At 69.9% G+C, this 16,377-nt stretch carries 17 protein-coding genes and 1 pseudogene; 12 read left to right on the forward strand and 6 right to left on the reverse strand.

Features of this window, described 5'->3' with window-relative positions; all coding sequences use genetic code 11:
* The first annotated feature begins 89 nt into the window (after window positions 1–89).
* Window positions 90–833 carry a methyltransferase domain-containing protein gene (locus OG252_RS48205; protein WP_266446210.1) on the forward strand — a complete coding sequence of 248 codons (744 nt, stop codon included), beginning with the start codon at window positions 90–92 and terminating at the stop codon, window positions 831–833.
* Here OG252_RS48205 and OG252_RS48210 read toward each other — a convergent pair.
* Window positions 806–1,363, reverse strand: coding sequence for a DUF2269 domain-containing protein (locus OG252_RS48210; protein ID WP_266446213.1), 558 nt, complete (start codon window positions 1,361–1,363; stop codon window positions 806–808). The two genes, OG252_RS48205 and OG252_RS48210, sit on opposite strands and share 28 nt — an antisense overlap.
* A 181-nt stretch (window positions 1,364–1,544) precedes the next feature.
* On the opposite strand from OG252_RS48210, the gene OG252_RS48215 reads away from it, so the two are divergent.
* From OG252_RS48215 to OG252_RS48225, 3 genes are all read left to right on the forward strand, one after another.
* Entirely contained in the window at window positions 1,545–2,375 is an 831-nt protein-coding gene (locus tag OG252_RS48215; protein WP_266446215.1) for a PP2C family protein-serine/threonine phosphatase, read from the forward strand.
* 51 nt (window positions 2,376–2,426) lie between these two features.
* Window positions 2,427–3,431: an MASE1 domain-containing protein gene (locus OG252_RS48220; RefSeq protein WP_266446217.1), complete on the forward strand. Its 1,005-nt coding sequence runs from the start codon at window positions 2,427–2,429 to the stop codon at window positions 3,429–3,431.
* A gap of 116 nt (window positions 3,432–3,547) precedes the next feature.
* Window positions 3,548–4,195, forward strand: coding sequence for a DUF6629 family protein (locus OG252_RS48225; RefSeq protein WP_266446219.1), 648 nt, complete (start codon window positions 3,548–3,550; stop codon window positions 4,193–4,195).
* A gap of 30 nt (window positions 4,196–4,225) precedes the next feature.
* Here OG252_RS48225 and OG252_RS48230 read toward each other — a convergent pair whose 3' ends face one another.
* The gene (locus OG252_RS48230) at window positions 4,226–5,257 is read right to left on the reverse strand and encodes a saccharopine dehydrogenase family protein (RefSeq protein WP_329344510.1); all 1,032 of its coding nucleotides are present in this window, start codon (window positions 5,255–5,257) and stop codon (window positions 4,226–4,228) included.
* A 102-nt stretch (window positions 5,258–5,359) separates the two neighbouring features.
* Here OG252_RS48230 and OG252_RS48235 point away from each other — a divergent pair, with 102 nt between their 5' ends.
* From OG252_RS48235 to OG252_RS48245, 3 genes and pseudogenes are all read left to right on the forward strand, one after another.
* Entirely contained in the window at window positions 5,360–6,328 is a 969-nt protein-coding gene (locus OG252_RS48235) for a helix-turn-helix domain-containing protein (RefSeq protein ID WP_266446223.1), read from the forward strand.
* Window positions 6,329–6,377: 49 nt separating this feature from the next.
* Complete coding sequence (locus OG252_RS48240) at window positions 6,378–7,646, forward strand: MFS transporter (RefSeq protein ID WP_266446225.1); 1,269 nt, start codon at window positions 6,378–6,380, stop codon at window positions 7,644–7,646.
* A gap of 167 nt (window positions 7,647–7,813) precedes the next feature.
* Window positions 7,814–8,912, forward strand: a pseudogene (locus OG252_RS48245) (RNA-guided endonuclease InsQ/TnpB family protein); the annotation flags it as partial.
* 57 nt (window positions 8,913–8,969) lie between these two features.
* Here the strand turns inward: OG252_RS48245 and OG252_RS48250 are convergent.
* Together OG252_RS48250 and OG252_RS48255 are read right to left on the reverse strand one after the other, a co-directional pair.
* On the reverse strand, window positions 8,970–9,467 hold the full coding sequence (locus OG252_RS48250) for a carboxymuconolactone decarboxylase family protein (protein WP_323186233.1): 498 nt from the start codon (window positions 9,465–9,467) through the stop codon (window positions 8,970–8,972).
* A gap of 84 nt (window positions 9,468–9,551) precedes the next feature.
* Window positions 9,552–10,808, reverse strand: coding sequence for an amidohydrolase family protein (locus tag OG252_RS48255; protein WP_266446226.1), 1,257 nt, complete (start codon window positions 10,806–10,808; stop codon window positions 9,552–9,554).
* Window positions 10,809–11,100: 292 nt separating this feature from the next.
* Here OG252_RS48255 and OG252_RS48260 point away from each other — a divergent pair, with 292 nt between their 5' ends.
* Window positions 11,101–11,634, forward strand: a complete 534-nt coding sequence (locus tag OG252_RS48260) for a GNAT family N-acetyltransferase (protein ID WP_266446228.1) — start codon at window positions 11,101–11,103, stop codon at window positions 11,632–11,634.
* Between the two features lie 32 nt (window positions 11,635–11,666).
* Here OG252_RS48260 and OG252_RS48265 read toward each other — a convergent pair whose 3' ends face one another.
* Window positions 11,667–12,428: a DeoR/GlpR family DNA-binding transcription regulator gene (locus tag OG252_RS48265; RefSeq protein ID WP_266446230.1), complete on the reverse strand. Its 762-nt coding sequence runs from the start codon at window positions 12,426–12,428 to the stop codon at window positions 11,667–11,669.
* 147 nt (window positions 12,429–12,575) lie between these two features.
* Here OG252_RS48265 and OG252_RS48270 point away from each other — a divergent pair, with 147 nt between their 5' ends.
* A complete protein-coding gene (locus OG252_RS48270) occupies window positions 12,576–13,721 on the forward strand; it encodes a glycoside hydrolase family 76 protein (RefSeq protein WP_266446232.1) in 1,146 nt (381 codons plus the stop codon).
* A 67-nt stretch (window positions 13,722–13,788) separates the two neighbouring features.
* On the opposite strand, the gene OG252_RS48275 is transcribed toward OG252_RS48270, so the two are convergent.
* Window positions 13,789–14,727, reverse strand: a complete 939-nt coding sequence (locus tag OG252_RS48275; RefSeq protein WP_406491158.1) for a TauD/TfdA dioxygenase family protein — start codon at window positions 14,725–14,727, stop codon at window positions 13,789–13,791.
* A gap of 526 nt (window positions 14,728–15,253) precedes the next feature.
* Between OG252_RS48275 and OG252_RS48280 the strand changes: the two genes are divergently transcribed.
* The 3 genes from OG252_RS48280 to OG252_RS48290 all read left to right on the forward strand — a co-directional run bounded on the left by OG252_RS48280 (window position 15,254) and on the right by OG252_RS48290 (window position 16,377).
* Entirely contained in the window at window positions 15,254–15,376 is a 123-nt protein-coding gene (locus OG252_RS48280) for a hypothetical protein (protein WP_329344517.1), read from the forward strand.
* Window positions 15,377–15,437: 61 nt separating this feature from the next.
* Window positions 15,438–15,635: a hypothetical protein gene (locus OG252_RS48285; protein WP_266446238.1), complete on the forward strand. Its 198-nt coding sequence runs from the start codon at window positions 15,438–15,440 to the stop codon at window positions 15,633–15,635.
* Between the two features lie 115 nt (window positions 15,636–15,750).
* On the forward strand, window positions 15,751–16,377 hold the full coding sequence (locus tag OG252_RS48290) for a GntR family transcriptional regulator (protein WP_266448951.1): 627 nt from the start codon (window positions 15,751–15,753) through the stop codon (window positions 16,375–16,377).

Consider the following 16,377-nt stretch of genomic DNA (forward strand, 5'->3'; position numbering starts at 1 on the left):
TGACATGCGCGCCAATTGGGGACGGAGGGAAGAGGTACAGCCTCACACGAAGCGCCCCGGTGCCGGGGCCCGGCTGCATACTGACAGGCATGGCCATCTACGACACGCTCGGCGCCTCGTACGGCCGGACCCGGCTGCCGGATCCGAGGATCGCCGCGCAGCTCCACGCCGCGCTCGCAGACGCCGCCGACGTGGTCAACGTAGGAGCGGGTACCGGCTCCTACGAGCCGCCGCGTACGGTCCTCGCGGTCGAGCCCAGTCAAGTCATGCTCGCCCAGCGCCCGCCCCGTTCCGCGCCGGCCGTACGCGCGGTCGCCGAGCGCCTCCCGCTGTGCGACAACGCCGCCGACGCCGTCATGGCGCTGCTCACCATCCACCACTGGACCGACCTGGCGGCCGGAATCGCCGAACTCCGCCGGGTCGCGCGGCGCCGCGTCGTCGTCCTGACGTGGGACCAGCGGATCTTCCGCGAGCGGTTCTGGCTCGTACGCGACTATCTCCCGCGCGCCGCCGCCTTCGACGACACCCGTGCCGTCCCGATCGACCGGTTGGCCGCCCTGCTCGGCGGGGCACGTCAGGAAACCGTCCCCGTCCCGCACGACTGCACGGACGGGTTCGGTGCGGCGTACTGGCGGCGCCCTCGTGCCTACCTCGACCCACAGGTGCGGGCCGGTATCTCCATGCTCGCCCAGACCGGAGAGGACGCCCTCGCACCCGGCCTGGCGGCACTCGCCGACGACCTGGCCACGGGCCGCTGGCACGAGCGCCACGCCGAGCTGCTGGCCCTCGACGCCATCGATGTCGGCTACCGGCTCCTGGTGGCGGACATCTGACCCGCGTCACGGGGCACGGACCCGGCGGGCGTGCGGGCCGGCGTACGCAGGTTCCGGCCACGACGTGTCAGGCCCCAGGGCTTGAGGATCGAGAGCACCGTCATGAAGAGGTAGGCGGACAGCGAGACGACCGGCCCGAACAGGACGTCGCCGGCATCGGGCAGCGGCCCGCCAGCGGCGACGGCCGAGACCGCGGAGTTCACCCCGGGACGCAAAGCGAAGACCGTGGCGGTGGTCGTGGCCAGGGTGAGCCAGAACTTCGTGCAGACCCAGCGGTGCTTCGCCAGTCCCCACGAGGTGCCCAGGGCGAGCACCAGGCCGCTGAGGAGGGTCAGGAACGCGAGGGGGAGCAGCAGCCAGTCGGCGAAGAGCTTCATGGCCCTGACGGAGGCTTCCACGGTCACCGCGGACCCGGTGGTGGTCGCGGTGATCCCGAGCGCGAGCAGCCCGAGCGTGAGCCCGAGCCAGCCGGCGGAGGCGGCGACATGGACGACGAGGGAGGCCCGGCGTGCGGGGCGGCTGAGTTTCACCTGGAACACGGTGCCGGGTGCGAGCGGCGAGGACGTCCGGCGGCGGGAGTAACCGCGCGTACTCGTCCCGGCGTACGCCGAGCCCGCGGTGGGCCCGAGTGGCTCCGAGTGGCTCCGAGCCACCCTAATGGGTCAAATAGGTTTTTATACTCATAGGGACGCTAACCTTCCGGAGTGGTCGATGTCCCGCAAGCCCTCAACCGACGACGGTGACGAACTGCTCGCCCGGCTCGGGACGCTGACCGCTCAGGCGCGTGAGCGGGCCGAGCTCCAGCGGTCCCTGGTCGAGCTGGCCGTCGCCCTGCAGCGCGGCATGCTTCCCGGAGACCTGCCTGTCGCCCCCGGGTTCCACCTGGCCGTCCAGTACTCGCCCGCCTTTCACGGTCTCAACGTAGGGGGCGACTGGTACGACGCCTTCAGGATGCTCGACGGGTGCATCGGGCTGTCCATCGGTGATGTGCAGGGCCACAACATCGAGGCCGCCGCTTTCATGGGACAGGTCCGGGTCGGACTGCGCGCGCTCGCCTCCGTCACGAGCGAGCCGGGCGAACTCCTCTCCCGAACGAACGAGCTGCTCCTGTCCCTCGGCACCGACCTGTTCGCGACCTGCACGTTCATGCGGCTCGACCCGTCCACCGGGGTGTTGGAGAGCGCCCGGGCGGGACACATCCCCTGCGTCTGGGCCACCGCCGACGGCAAGTCAGGTATCGCCGAGGACGAAGGGGGACCGCCGCTGGGCATCCAGGAGGGGCAGGACTACCCGGTGACCCGGTACCGGCTCAGCACGGGCGGAGTGTTCGTCCTGCTGACGGACGGCGTGGTGGAGGGGCCCCTGCTGAACGTCGACGAGGGGCTCGACCAAGTGGTGCGGCTCGCGGGCATCGCCGCCGTGGCGGGCATGGACGCCGGCTCGCTCGCCGCCGCCGTGATCAAGGGAGCCGAGCGGGTGGGACACGAGGACGACGCGGCCGTACTGGTCGTCGGCCACGACGCACCCGACGTACGGCGGTAGGCGGGCGGGGCCGCGTCTCTCGGCTCGCAGGCAGGGCGGCATCGGTATCTGATGGCTGCTGTGGTGGGTATCCAGGATCTGCGTCGGCCGGCCCTCTTCGCCGTCCAGACGCTGACGGTCGCCGCCTGCTACTTCGCGGCGGGGCGGCTGGGCCTCGTGCGCCAGCTCGTCGTCCAGGGTGCCGTGGTCACACCCATTTGGCCCCCCACGGGCGTCGCGGTGGCCTGCCTGCTGATCTTCGGGCTGCGGTCCCTGCTCGGCATCACCCTGGGTGTGCTGTTCGTGATCATGTCCATCACCACACTGCAGCCCGCTGTGCTCGGAACGCTGGCGGGCAACACCGCGGCACCGGTCTGCGCGTACCTCATGCTGCGCCGGGTCGGGTTCCGTACGGACCTCAGCCGACTGCGGGACGGCGTCGCGCTGGTGTTCCTGGGAGCCCTTGTCAGCATGCTGATCAGCGCGACCGCCGGCGCGGGGCTTCTCGTCCTCCTGGACAAGCTCGACGCATCCCGTTTCTGGCCCGTCTGGCTGGCCTGGTGGGTGGGCGACGCGATGGGTGTCCTGATCGTCACTCCCCTCCTGCTGCTGCTCCACACGGCCCGCCTGCCACCGCGGGTGGCCCGATGGAAGGAGGCCTCGGGGCTGGCCCTCATCGCCTGCGGTCTCGTACCGCTGGCCACGTACAGCGGCCTCAGCCTGCTGTTCCTCGTCTATCCGCTGCTGATCCTGGCCGCCCTGCGCTTCCAGTTGGCGGGCAGCATTCTGTGCGCCCTCCTCGCCTCCACGGCCGCCACCATCGCGGCGACGGACCAGAACGGTCCCTTCGAACGGCTGTCTCATATGGAAGTGATGTTCAAACTCCAGGCGTTCAACGGCTCCATGGCCCTGACAGCGCTGCTGCTGTCGGCCGTCATCACCGAGCAGCGCAACACCAGACGCTCGGTGGAAAAGGCATGCCAGGACCTGGTGGAGGTCCTGGAACACCTCACCGCGGGCGACTCTCCCCGCAGTCCGCCACCGAGGGACGCCGAGGGACTGCGCCACCAGCAGTGAGCCCGAGGGATTGGGACGCGGCCCTCGTGTCACCCGCCTCGTCGGGTGAGAGCGCGACGTAGCGTGACCCGCACAGCAGGACAAATACGCACGACGGTCGACCTCATGGTGGCGTGATGTGTTGGAGTGCGACGGCCGACCTCGTGGCGGGCGTCGGCGTCGCGGGCGTCGGGGCGGCCTGCGTGGCGCGGGTGCGCAGCGTCGGAGACCTGCCGCTCGCCGCACTGCCGCTGCTGCTCGGGGCCCACCAGATCGTCGAGTCGGTGGTCTGGGCCTCGGACGGGGGCAGCGGACCGGCCACCGTCCTCTGGGCCGTCATCGCGCTGCCCCTGCTGGCGTTGTGGGTGCCCGCGGGCGTCCTGTGCGCCGCCCCGCCGCACGCCCGGCCACGGCTGGTCCTGCTGCTCGCAGTAGGGACCGCGACCGCCGCGATGCTTGCCCACGACCTTGCCACCGGACCGGTGACGGCCGAGATCCGCGGCCGCACCGTCGGCTACGCGGTCGACCTCTCCCATCCGGAGCTCCTGGTCGCGGGCTACCTCCTGGCCACCGTGGGCTCGCTGCTGCTGTCCGGCGACCGGCGGCTGCTGGTGCTGGGGATTCTGGTCGCTGTCGGCGCAGTGGCCTGCTGGGCGCTGTGGCGGCTGGAGTTCGTCTCGACCTGGTGCGCGTTCGCGGCGGTGTGCTCGGTGGTGCTGCTCGGATGGGTGCGCGCACGGCCGACCCCCTCGAAGACGCACCACAGCCCGGCCGGAGCCCGCTGACGCCGCATGTGCGGCGCCGCGGGCTGCCCGCTACTGCCGCACTTCCAGGGAAATGTGCGCGGACAGTGTGCGGAGGAGGTCGGGCGCGTCGAAGATCTCGCCGGCGGACGCCACACCGACCGCCTTGGTCTGCCCCGCGAGGATGCGGTGCACCGCCTCCACCGCGAGCGGCGCGGTGACCGCGTAGATGTCCTGGCCCCTGGCCACAGCGCGCCGTTCGGCGCCGCCGGAGCGCACGACGACGTCGACGAGGAAGGTCTGCGCGGACCGCCCATGCTCGTCGACCGCGGCCGGCGTCGGCGTGTCGGGGGCCGACACGTCCTTGGCCGCCTCGACCGTCATGTACGTGCGCACCTCGGGGATGGACAGGTGGCTGGGGATGGTGACGACATCGGCCATCGTGAACTCCCCGAGGACGGACCGCGTGCCCATCGGCTCCGGGAAGGGCCACTCCAGGGTGGGCAGGTCGTCGGTGTGGTACTCCAGCCGCCCGTTCGTGTAGCGGACCCGGCGGCCGTTGCGCCGCTCCTGGACGGCCTTGCTCGCGGCGCGTGTCCCGGCGGTGGGGTGCCAACTGTTCAGCCCGTACGCGATGTGCGCATCGTCGGCCGTCGTCCAGTCGCCCATCGCCGCGGTGGCCAACAGGTCGCCGAGGCCGCCGTAGAAGGCCATCGCGGGGACGATCACCGCTCCCGCGGCGCGGGCACGGTCCGCGAAGTGCGCGAACGTGTCGGCATTGGCCTCGATCTCGGCCGCCACATCCACGTACGGGATCCGGGCGCGCAGTGCCGCCTCGATCACGGGCGCGGCGGTCGTGCCGAAGGGCCCGGCACAGTTGATCACCGCCGACGTGCCGGCCAGTGCGCGGTCGAGCGAGGCCGGATCGTCGACGGACGCCGGCCGGGCGTCGAGGCCCGGCTCGGACGCCGCCAGCGCCCGCAGCTTGTCGGCGTCGCGGCCGGAGAGAACCGGGACGAACCCGCGATCCCGCAGCTGCGCCACCACGAACCGCCCGGTGTGCCCGTACGCGCCGAACACCGCGACTCTGTGCCCTGATCCCATGACGTCTCCCCCTGCTCGAAATGATCTAGTGCGCACATCCTGGCAGAGGGAGTGCGGTCCGCTGTGAGTGTCTGGAACGCCATGCCCCGTACAATTCCGGACATGGCAACAGTCGCGCTGGCCGTCACCGACGGCATGCTGCACTTCGAACTGTCCGTGGCGTACGAGGTGTTCGGCTCCGCCCCGGCCGGCGTGACCGCCCCCTGGTACGACGTCGCCCTCTGCGGGGCGGACGCCGTGCGGGTCGGCCGGTTCCTGCTGGAGCCCGATGCCGGGCTCGACCGGCTCCGGTGCGCCGACACCGTGATCGTCCCCGGCTGGGCGGACGTCGACGAGGACCCGCCCGCCGACCTGGTCGACGCGGTGCGCGCGGCCCACGCGGCGGGCGCGCGCGTGGCCTCTCTGTGCACCGGCGCGTTCGTGCTGGCCGCCGCGGGCCTGCTGGACGGGAGGCGCGCGACCACGCACTGGGCGCACACCGATGTCCTGGCCGCCCGCTACCCCGAGGTGCAGGTCGACCCGGACGTGCTCTACGCCGACAACGGCAGCGTGCTCACCTCCGCCGGCAAGGCCGCCGCGCTGGATCTGTGCCTGCACCTCGTCCGCCTCGACCACGGCTCGGCGACCGCCAACGCCGTCGCCCGCCGCCTGGTCGTGGCGCCGCACCGGGCAGGCGGCCAGGCCCAGTTCGTCACCACCCCGGTGCCCGCCCGGGACGACCGCCCGCTCGCCGCCCTGTTCCCCTGGGTGATGGAGCGCCTCGACCAGCCGCTGACCGTGGAGGACCTGGCCCGCCAGGCACGGATGAGCTCACGCAGCCTGGGCCGCCACTTCAGGGCGGCCACCGGCACCACCCCGCTGCAGTGGCTGCTGACCCAACGGATCCGCCGTGCCCAGGAGTTGCTGGAGACCACCGACGACGGTGTCGACGCCATCGCGACGGCCACCGGCATGGGCACCTCCACCACACTGCGCCGTCACTTCAACCGCACCGTGGGCGTGCCCCCGGACACCTACCGCCGCACGTTCCGCTCACGGGCCGACTCGGACCCGTCTCGACTGTTAGAATGAGCGCGTTGGCCTTCGGCGCCCCCAACCGGTGCGTGCGGAGGCTTTTTTCATGCCTTCCGACACGTCGGCGCCCGCCGCGCCGCCCCCTTCCAGCTACCGCGTCCTGCTCCGCACCAGCGAGTTCGCAGGCCTGTACATCAGCTTCACACTGACGGTCGCCGCGACCACCTTGTCGGGTTTCGCCCTCGGCACACTGGTCGGCCACCAGACCGGTTCGCCGTTCCTGACGGCCGTGAGCATGTACGGCGCGACCTTCGCGACGGTGCTCGGTGCCTTGACGCTGATGTCGGTCGCGGACGGGCGCCGTCCTCGCCGGACCCTCGTCGCGCTTCAGGGGGTCTCACTGGTGGGCGTCGCCGCGCAGGCGGTTCCGGGGCTGCCGTTGGCCGCCCGGTTCGGTCTGCTCCTGGTGCTGGGCTTCTTCCAGTCCCTGGGCACGGGCACGCGGATGGGGTTGCTCGCCGAGGTCGTACCTACCTCCAGCTATGCGGCGGCACGTTCGCTCATGAACATCACGTCGGGAGGCACGGCCATCCTCGGCTATGCCATCGGCGCCGTGCTGCTGCGGCACCTCGGCCCGCACGAGGTCTTCCTCGTCGCCGCGGCCCTGACCGGACTCGGGTCGGTCGTGGTGGCGACGACCGTTCGGGAGCACTCGATCCGTCCGACCCGTCGCCCCGGACTGCGGCAGACCTGGACGACGAACATCGTGCTCTTCTCCCACCCCGGCCGGCGGGCACTGCTGCTGAACCTGTGGGTGCCCAACGGACTGATCGTCGGCTGTGCGGCTCTGTTCCTCTCCTACGCCCCGGGGCACGCCGGTGCTCTCCTGGCCGCCGGATCGGCGGGCATGCTCCTCGGGGACCTGGCCGTCGGACGACTGCTCACCGCCGACCAAAGACACCGCTGCGCGTTCGCCCTGCGGTTGCTGCTCGCCGCCCCGTACCTGGTGTTCGCTCTCGGTCCGCCCATGCTGGTGGCGACGGCCGCGGTGTTCGTCGCCAGTGCGGGATACGCCGCCACCCTGCCCCTGCAGGAGCAGCTTCTCGCGCTGACTCCGGATGCGGTCCGTGGCCAGGTCCAGGGCGTCGAGTCCGCCGGCCGGATGACCTGGCAGGGCGTCGGTGCCGCGATCGCCGGCGGCGTCGCCCAGTACCTCACTCCCGGCACCGCGGTGACCGTCCTTGCCGCGGTCTCCCTGGCCGTCACCGTCGTCTCCCGGCCCTACGTGGCCCGGGCCCGCGCCGTGCCGCCGGTCGGCGCCACCGGGTCTGAGCGCATTGCACCGGGCTTTAGCCCGGTGGTGAAGCGATTCTGAGAAGTGTTCTGACCCGCGCTGTGCGCACAGGTCCGCACCGTTGACCTGAGCTCAGACGGGCCGGTTCTCCTGCTCGATGAGTGCACGTGAAGGACGAAAGCACAGTGCCGAACCAGTACGGATGTTCTGCTACTCAGCCATAAACCACCGGTCGTAGGGTGATCGGCATGCAGTTGAGGTACAGCTTCCGCCTGTATCCGAACGGTCCTCAGCGCTCAGCGCTGGCCAGGGCGTTCGGGTGTGCGCGGGTGGTCTACAACGATGCGCTTCGCGCCCGTGAGTCCGCCCGCACTGCAGGCGAGGCGTTCCCGAAGACCGGGGACCTGTCCAAGCTGCTGATCACCGATGCCAAGCTCACCGAAGAGCGCGCATGGCTCGGCGAGGTGTCCGCTGTCGTGCTCCAGCAGTCCCTGCGGGTCCCGCAAGGACAACCGGCAGGCCGTACGTTTCACCGCGAACGCCCGATGGAAGATCACCACCGGTGGGGATCTGTCCTTGCCGAAGATCGGGGACGTGCGGGTCAAGTGGTCCCGCAACCTCCCCTCGGTCCCCTCCACGGTGACCGTGATCAAGGACGCGGCGGGAAGGTACTTCGCAAGCTTTGTTGTAGAGACCGAGCCCGTCGCGCCGGCCGAAAGCGGTCAGGTTGTCGGCATGGACCTGGGGTTGGGGCATTTCGCCGTTTTGTCCTACGGCACGAAGATCGATGCTCCTCGCTTCCTGCGCAGGGCCGAGAAGAAGCTTGAGCGGGCACAGCAGGCTCTCAGCCGCAAGGCGAAGGGCTCGGGCAACCGGGACAAGGCCAGGGTCAAGGTCGCCCGCGCTCACGCGCAGGTCGCCGACGCGCGGTGCGAGTTCCACCACCAGCTCTCCACCCGGCTGATCCGCGACAACCAAGCGGTCGCAGTGGAACACCTGGCGGTGAAGGGGCTCGCCCGCACGCGCCTGGCCAAGTCCGTGCACGACGCCGGATGGTCCGCGTTCGTGACGATGCTGGAGTACAAGGCCGCAAAGTTCGGCCGCAGCATCCACCGCATCGGACGGTTCGAGCCGACCTCCCAGGTCTGCTCGCAGTGCGGCGTCAAGGACGGTCCCAAGCCCCTGCACATCCGCGTGTGGGAGTGCGGGGCTTGCGGGGCCGTCCTGGACCGGGACATCAATGCGGCGGTCAACGTCGCCAAGGCCGCCGGACTGGCGGTGTCAGCCTGTCGAGCGCAGGTAAGACCGGTACTCGTACCGGCCCAGCGCGGTGAAGCAGGAACCCACCGAGACGGTCAGTCGACCGTGGTAGGAATCCCCGGGCTTCAGCCCGGGGAGCGGAAGTCAATGACCCAAGGCCTCGCGTGCGGCCGTGCGGGCCGCCACCGCCCGGGGGAAACCGGCGTAGCCCGTGGCGTGGTAGATGACCTCCGCGAGCTCGTCCTCGGTCAGGCCGTTGGTCAGCGCGATCCGGACGTGGGTCGCCAGCTCGCTCTCCGCGCCGAGGGCGATGAGGATGCCCAGCGTGACCAGGCTGCGGTCACGGCGGCTGAGCCCGTCGCGCGCCCACAGCGCGCCGAACACACTGGTGACGCCGATCTCGACGAGTTCCTCTCCGAGGCGACCGTCCCGGAGGTCGATGTCGTCCCCCTCGGGGAACACGCCCGGCAACAACTCGCGCAAGGCCTTGAGACCCGCGGTCCGCAGATCGGGCCCGCCGCCGGAATCGGCAGTTCCGGCAGGTTCGGCGGAAGGCGGGGCGGGCTGTGCACCACCGGTCTCGGACACAGACTCTGAATCTGACTCAGCCGCATTGGACCCCTTGACCACCTTGGCTCTCACGTGACTCCCGTTCCATGCGTTGTGCGATGGATGCCGGGCCCGGAGCGATCTCGCTCCGGGCCCGGCTCGCGGCTCGGTCGGGCCTCAGGCGTCCTCGGAGACCGGAGCCAGCTTCTTGCTCTTGTCGAAGCCCACGACGTCGGCCAGCGTGCCGCCCAGGATGGCGGCGCGGTCCTCGTCGGACACCGTGTCGTCGAAGTTGTACGCGATGCAGTCGGCGCTGCTGCGGAAGGTGCCCTCGGCGTGGGGGTAGTCGTTGCCCCACATGATCGTCGACACGCCGGTGATGTGGCGGGCCTTGACGGCCGTGGGGTCGTCCGCGAACTGGACGTGGATCTGACGCTGGATGTACTCGCTGGGCTTGAGGGGGTAGGGCCACTTGTCGTTGATGGTGAACAGCCGCCCCATGGCCGACTGCTCCTTCGGCGAGCGGTTGTCGTCCCAGAAGCCGAGCCACCAGTCGGGGTCCTGGCCGATACCGGTCCGGAAGGACTTGTCCATGAAGCCCATGTAGGAGACGAGCCAGCCGGCGCTGAACTCGATCAGGTTGAAATGCAGGTTCGGGTACCGTTCGCAGACACCGCCGCCGACCAGGTCGGCGATGATGCGCTGCGGGTTGGCGAACCCGGCCGCGGACTGCTGCAGCCGGCCCGACACCATGTCGTCGGTCAACTGGCCCTTGCCCATGTTGACGGCCGTCATCATGCTCCGGACGGTCATCGCCGTCTCCGACGTGTCTTCCTTGGTTTTCACCCCGCCGGTGGCGACGTGGATGAACACCGGCATCCCGTTCGCCTGAGCGGCCGCCCACACCGGGTCGTACACGCGGGAGGCGTACGGCACGGGCGGGGTCTCCGGGATCAGGATCGCGCCCAGCCCGAGGCGCGCGCACCGCTCGATCTCGGCGACGGCCTCGGGGATGTCCGTCATGGGGATCGCCGCTGTCGGGCGCAGCCGGTCCTTGTACGGGAGGAACCGCTCGACGAGGTAGTCGTTCCATACGCGTGCGTGCGCCATCGACAATTCGTGGTCGTCGGTGAACAGGACGAACAGCGACAGGTTGGGGAACATCACCGAGGCGTCGACGCCGTCGAGGTTCATGTCCCGGATGATGTGCTCGGGCTCGCCGTCCGGGGTCTCCCCGCCGAACTGACGGTACTTGGAGATGGTCCAGCCGTCGTACCCGATGGTGTGCAGCTTCTTGAACTCGGTGTGCCCGCCCTCCACGATCGGCTCCTCGAGCGTGAACTCCTCTTCCCAGAGGGCCCGTTCGCGAAGAGGCTTGGGCAGGCGGGTCTTGAAGAGATCGACCGGCTCGATGATGTGCGAGTCGCCGGACACGACAAACTCCTTGAACACAGGGCTTACCTCTTTCCGAACCTCGTCGTTCGTTCCAGAACGTGCCCCCGGGTGATTGGTGAAGTTACCTGTACCGTGCGGTCTAGTCAACGATTCAGTGCATCTAATGCCCCGTGCTGTTCGGGGTTCCGGGACGATCGTGCGCCCCACTGGTCGACTGACCCTAATTCAGGGCACTTAAATTGGGTGGAATGGCGGTCTGATCAGACAGTCGGCGCAACGCCGACGAGCGCGGATTACCGATGTGGCCGTTGCCTTCGGCAGGATGGGCGCCATGATCGAGATTCGCACGCCCCGCCTCCTCCTCCGTCGCTGGCGCGACGACGACCTCGTGCCCATGGCGGACATCAACGCGGACCCGCAGGTGATGCGGTGGATCGATGACGGCTCGGTGCGCGACCTGGAGTACACGGCGGAGGCCATCGAGCGGTGGGAGGAGGAGTGGGACGACGAGGGCTTCGGCCTCTTCGCCGTCGAGCTGCTGGCCTCGGGCGAGCTGGCCGGCTTCACGGGCCTGTCCGTGCCCGAGTCCCTGCCGGAACTGGCCGCCGAAGTGGCGATCAGCTGGCGGCTCGGCTCACAGTTCTGGGGTCAGGGATACGCGTCCGAAGCGGCCCACGCCACGTTGGAGTTCGCGCTCCAGGATCGTGGCCTCGATCGGGTCATCAGCGTCGTCCGGATCGGTGACGAGGCCTCCGAGAACGTCATCCGCAAGCTCGGGATGGCGCTGGAGCGCGAGATCGAACACCCGGTGTACGGCTTTCCGCTGCACGTTCACGCCATCGACCTCACCGAGTTCGACGGGTGACTCGGCCGTACGTCCTGACACCCTGCAGACGGTCACGCGACGATCACCTCACCTCCGCCCTGCCGGCAGAGGTCGAGAGTGTGCGGGTCGGCGCCGCCGGTCGTGACCAGGACGTCCACGTCGGCGAGCGAGCAGATCCGCAGTGAGCCCGTGCCGGGGAACTTCGCCTCGGACGCGATGAGGACGACGCGATCGGCTGCCTCGATCATGGCCTGTTTGATCGGCGCCTCGACGGCCATGTCGTCCACGACGTGCCCGTTGGTGCGTACGCCCGTGCAGCTCAGCATCACCAGGTCGGCACTGACCTGGCGCAGGGCCGTCTCGGTCAGCGAGCCGACGAAGGACTGGTAGTTGCGGCGCAGGACCCCGCCGAGCAGGATCAGCCGGACGGCCTCGTCGTCCCGCAGTTCGTCCACTACGGCCAGGTTGCTGGTGATGACCGTGACGGGCCGGCCTCTGAGCCGGCGGGCGATCCGCTGGGTGCTGGTGCCGATGTCCAGCACGACCACGCTCTCGTCCGGCACGAGCGCCGCGGCGCGCTCGGCCATGGCGTCCTTCATGGTTCCGTCGTGGGACGCCGAGATGCCGAAGGGCTCTTCCTCGGCCGGCGCGCGCAGGGACAGTGCCGCGCCCCCGTAGGTACGGATCAGTTCGCCGTTGCGGTCCAGGAGCTTCAAGTCCCGGCGGATCGTGGACTCGCTGACGTGGAGGCGCTCCGCCAGTTCGCGCACGGAGGCCACTCCGGTCGTACGGAGGGCGTCGACGATCCGCGCGTGTCGTTTGCTCGAAGTCACGGGGAGAGCCTAATCGGATGACCGACTTCGGTCATCCGACCCAGGAAACAGGCTCGTTACTGACCGACTCTTGTCATGTCATGGCGTGCACGCTCATAGTTGAGCAGCATCCGACGATGTCCCCCTAACTGCTCAGGAGCGTCTGGGATGTTGGCACAGTTGCGAAGAGCCCGGGCGGCGGTGGGGGCGTTCGCCCTCGGTGCGGCTCTGGTGCTGGTGGCGGGAGCGCTGCCCGCGCAGGCGAGTACACCGAGTACCTCGAGCGCACCGGGAGCGGCCGTGAACGCGCGCGACCGGGCCACCGCGGCCGTCGAAGCGATGATGGGGTTCTACGACGAGGACACCGGCCGCTGGGATCCGGACGCACCGTGGTGGCAGTCCGGCAACGCGCTCCAGGCGCTGCTCGACTACACGGCGAAGACCCGGTCGAAGAGATATCTGCTGCAGATCGAGAACACCATCGAGCAACAGCGCAAGCCCCTGCCCTGGTGGCCGGAGGGCGGCGGCGAGTTCCGCGCCGACTCCACGGACGACACCGGCTGGTGGGGACTGGCCATGACCAGCATGTACGACCTGACCCGCGACCAGGAGTACCTGACGATCGCGAAGCTCGACGAGGAGTACATGTACAAGTACTGGGACGACGTCTGCGGTGGCGGCGTCTGGTGGGACATCCCCGCCGCGACCTACAAGAACGCCATCAGCGTCGAGCTGTACATCAAGCTCGCGGCGGCCCTGCACAACCGGATCCCCGGTGACACCGTCTATCTGAAGCGCGCGCTCACCGCATGGAAGTGGCTCAAGAGCAGCGGCATGATCAACGGCGACAACCTGGTCAACGACGGGCTGAACACACAGGGCGGCGGCTGCGCCAACAACGGCGGCATCACCTGGACGTACAACCAGGGAGTCGTCCTCGGCGGACTGGCCGAGCTGTACAAGGCCACCGGCGACCGCGCACTGCTCAGGGACGCACGGAAGATCGCCGACGCCGTGGTCGACAGCCCCCTGCTGTCACCGAAGGGGATCCTGACGGAGCCCTGCGAGGCGAGTGACACCTGCGAGTCCGACGGCACGGCGTTCAAGGGCATCTTCGCCCGCAATCTCGGCGAACTCGACGCCCTGCTGCCCGGCCGTCCCTACCGGGGCTACCTGCTCACCCAGGCCCGCTCCGCCTACCAGTACGACCGCAACAGCTCCGACCAGTACGGGGTGAGCTGGTCCGGTCCGTTCGACCGGGCGAGCATCGGCCGTCAGGAGTCCGCCGTGTCGCTGCTGGTGTCCGTCCTCTGATCCAGGCGCTCGGACCTCGCACAGCGGTGAGCCGCGCGGCCGGTGTTCCGCCGCGCGGCTCCCTTCCTCAGAACGGGCGGTCGCCCGCGACGGCGACCCGTTCCGCCACCCGTCGGTGCGGTCCGTAGTCGTTCACCGCGTAGTGCTGGGTGGCGCGGTTGTCCCAGAAGGCGACGTCGCCCGGCTGCCACCGGAACCGCACCTGGTACTCCGGCACATGGGCCTGCTGCGTGAGGTACCGCAACAGCCGGTCGCTCTCCTCGCGTTCCATGCCGGTGATCCGGGTGGTGAACGAAGTGTTGACGAAGAGCAGCCGCCGTCCCGTCTCCGGGTGGGTGCGCACCACCGGATGCTCCACGGGGGGAAAGGCGGACTGGAGCGGTATGAGCCGCTCGGGCGGATAGAAGCGGGCGAAGCCGGGGATGAAGTCGTGCACGGCGGTGGCCCCGTCGACACGGTCCCTCACCTCCCGCGGCAGATTGTCGTAGGCGGCGGCCATGTCCGCCCACATGGTGTCCCCACCGAACGGCGGGACCTCGTGCAGCTGGAGCACCGCGCCGAGCGCCGGCCGCTCCCGGAAGGTCACGTCGGCGTGCCAGACGTTCTCGAAGGTGGGCATGGCTCTGTCGCCCTTGTCGAAGCGCACGACGTCCTCGCTGGACCCCTGGGCGAGCAGCGGGTTCGTCTCCAACTCGCCCCAGTGCCGGGCGAAGTCACGCTGCTGCGCGGAGGTCAGCCGCTGGCCGCGGAAGAAGAGCACCTTCCACTCCAGCAGCGCGCGGTTCAACTCCTCGCGCAGCGCGTCCCCCAACGGCCGCGCGAGACTGATGCCCCGTATCTCGGCCCCGATCGTGCACCCCTGTGGCACGAGCTCGAAATGCTCGTACGGGCGCTCTTCCCACCCCTCGGGCAGCCGGCGCAGCACGCGGACACCCTCGTACATCCCGCCTTCTGGTACGCGGGCCTCGCGCAGTGTGGGCTGCGGCCCGGCGTTCACGACAGTCATCGCATCCATCTCCTCGTACGTGTTCTGCAGGTGGCAGACGGCAGTTGGCTTCAAGTGCGTGCTCTCGCGGGCCGTCTACGAAGGAGTTCGTGATGCAGTGCGGACGTATGCCGGGAGTGATCCGGAGCGTGGGGAAGGAAGATGACCGGCATGGCCTGGGCTGCGGCGCGCGGCGAGCACACGGCTCGGCGGCAGTCCGGTCAGCGGCCTGAGCGCTCGCAGCCGGTCCGATCCGGGACGCGCATGGGCCCCGTCGTATCGAACCAGTGTCCGGTCATGGTGCTGATTGTGTGAGTCGCGATGTGCCCTGTCAACGGGGCGTTGGTGCCTCGGGCCTTGGGGCGGGGGGCCGGGGGTGCGCGACGCGTCGCGGCGCACGCCGCGTCGGAACCGTGCGTCGACACGGTCCGCCGGGCGACAGTCCACGACCTCGGCGCGGCCGTCGTCGGAGGGTCCGCCGACGTAGGCCGGATCCGGAGGCCGCGACGTCCTCGCCGCAGCACTCTCGGCCATCGATGATTCCGGTGTGGACGTGGCACAGCGCCTGGAGACCCCGCGCGGGTTCGTCCGCCTGAGCCGTGAGGAGCCCGGACTGCGTGCCGTCTGGCCGGAGGCGCACTTCGACGCCGAGGACATTCTCGCCGCTTGATCGCCGAGGGCACCGATCGCTCTTCGGACGACCTCGCCGTCCGGTCCGTCTGGAAGGGGGCATGATGAACACCGCGCTGCGCGTCGCGGCCGAGCACTGGGCCCTCCGGCCTCACGAGCCGACCTGTCCGCCGCTCGGCACGGCCCTCGGCCACGCGCTGTGGGCGATCACCCGGTTTCTCGAAGCGGACGCCGACATGACTCCAGGCCGCCGGCCGTTGATCCACCTCCCTGCCACCGGCTCCCGGCGCCAGTGGTGAGGTGGAGGCCCGTTCCCGCCGGGAGTCGGGACGAGGCTTCGCTCGGAGGCCCGCCCGGTCCCGGGCCTCGTGGTAGCTTCCGTATACAAGGTGTATGCGACGGTTGGGGGTAGTGGTGGCGTCCGGTCGGGAGAAGGCGTACGCGTACCTCAAGGACACGGTGCTGACGGATCCGGCGATGCAGGGGGAGTTTCTCTCCGAGCAGGACATCGCCGACCGGATCGGAGTATCGCGCACCCCGATCCGGGAGGCGCTGCTGCTGCTCGCGGCCGAGGATCTGGTCGAGTTGGTGCCCAAGCGCGGGGCGCGGGTGGCGCCCTTGTCCGGTCGGCAGATCTCCGAGCTGATGGAGCTGCGCGGGATCGTCGAGCGGTACGCGGCCGAGCGGGTCATCGCGACGGACAGGGTCCCGCTGCGGCAGCTCACCGAACTGCTGGACCGTCAGGCCGGCCTGGCCGGGCCCGAGCAGGCCAAGGAGTTCATCGCGGTGGACCACCTCTTCCACGCGACCCTGGTGTCGGCCGTGGGGAACACGCTGCTGGAGCGGCACTACGACGGGTTGCGCAGCCGTCAGGTCCGGGCCGGTGTGGTCGCGCTGTACAACCAGCAGGGGCGCCAGGAAGGGGTGCTCGACGAGCACCGGGCGATCGTGGAGGCGCTCGCCGCCGGTGACGCGGCGGCCGCCTGCCTGGCGATCGACAACCATCTGGATTCCACGCTGAAGGTGCTGCTCGCCGGTTGA

Source organism: Streptomyces sp. NBC_01352, assembly GCF_036237295.1.
In the GTDB taxonomy this organism is placed as follows: Bacteria; Actinomycetota; Actinomycetes; order Streptomycetales; family Streptomycetaceae; genus Streptomyces; species Streptomyces plumbiresistens.

What these genes read in the sequence shown, in the direction of transcription:
- OG252_RS48205 (WP_266446210.1), top strand. Translation starts at nt 90, where the DNA reads ATGGCCATCTACGACACGCTCGGCGCCTCGTACGGCCGGACCCGGCTG.
- OG252_RS48215 (WP_266446215.1), top strand. Translation starts at nt 1,545, where the DNA reads ATGTCCCGCAAGCCCTCAACCGACGACGGTGACGAACTGCTCGCCCGG.
- OG252_RS48220 (WP_266446217.1), top strand. Translation starts at nt 2,427, where the DNA reads ATGGCTGCTGTGGTGGGTATCCAGGATCTGCGTCGGCCGGCCCTCTTC.
- OG252_RS48225 (WP_266446219.1), top strand. Translation starts at nt 3,548, where the DNA reads ATGTGTTGGAGTGCGACGGCCGACCTCGTGGCGGGCGTCGGCGTCGCG.
- OG252_RS48230 (WP_329344510.1), bottom strand. Translation starts at nt 5,257, where the DNA reads ATGGGATCAGGGCACAGAGTCGCGGTGTTCGGCGCGTACGGGCACACC.
- OG252_RS48235 (WP_266446223.1), top strand. Translation starts at nt 5,360, where the DNA reads ATGGCAACAGTCGCGCTGGCCGTCACCGACGGCATGCTGCACTTCGAA.
- OG252_RS48240 (WP_266446225.1), top strand. Translation starts at nt 6,378, where the DNA reads ATGCCTTCCGACACGTCGGCGCCCGCCGCGCCGCCCCCTTCCAGCTAC.
- OG252_RS48260 (WP_266446228.1), top strand. Translation starts at nt 11,101, where the DNA reads ATGATCGAGATTCGCACGCCCCGCCTCCTCCTCCGTCGCTGGCGCGAC.
- OG252_RS48270 (WP_266446232.1), top strand. Translation starts at nt 12,576, where the DNA reads ATGTTGGCACAGTTGCGAAGAGCCCGGGCGGCGGTGGGGGCGTTCGCC.
- OG252_RS48275 (WP_406491158.1), bottom strand. Translation starts at nt 14,727, where the DNA reads ATGACTGTCGTGAACGCCGGGCCGCAGCCCACACTGCGCGAGGCCCGC.
- OG252_RS48285 (WP_266446238.1), top strand. Translation starts at nt 15,438, where the DNA reads ATGATGAACACCGCGCTGCGCGTCGCGGCCGAGCACTGGGCCCTCCGG.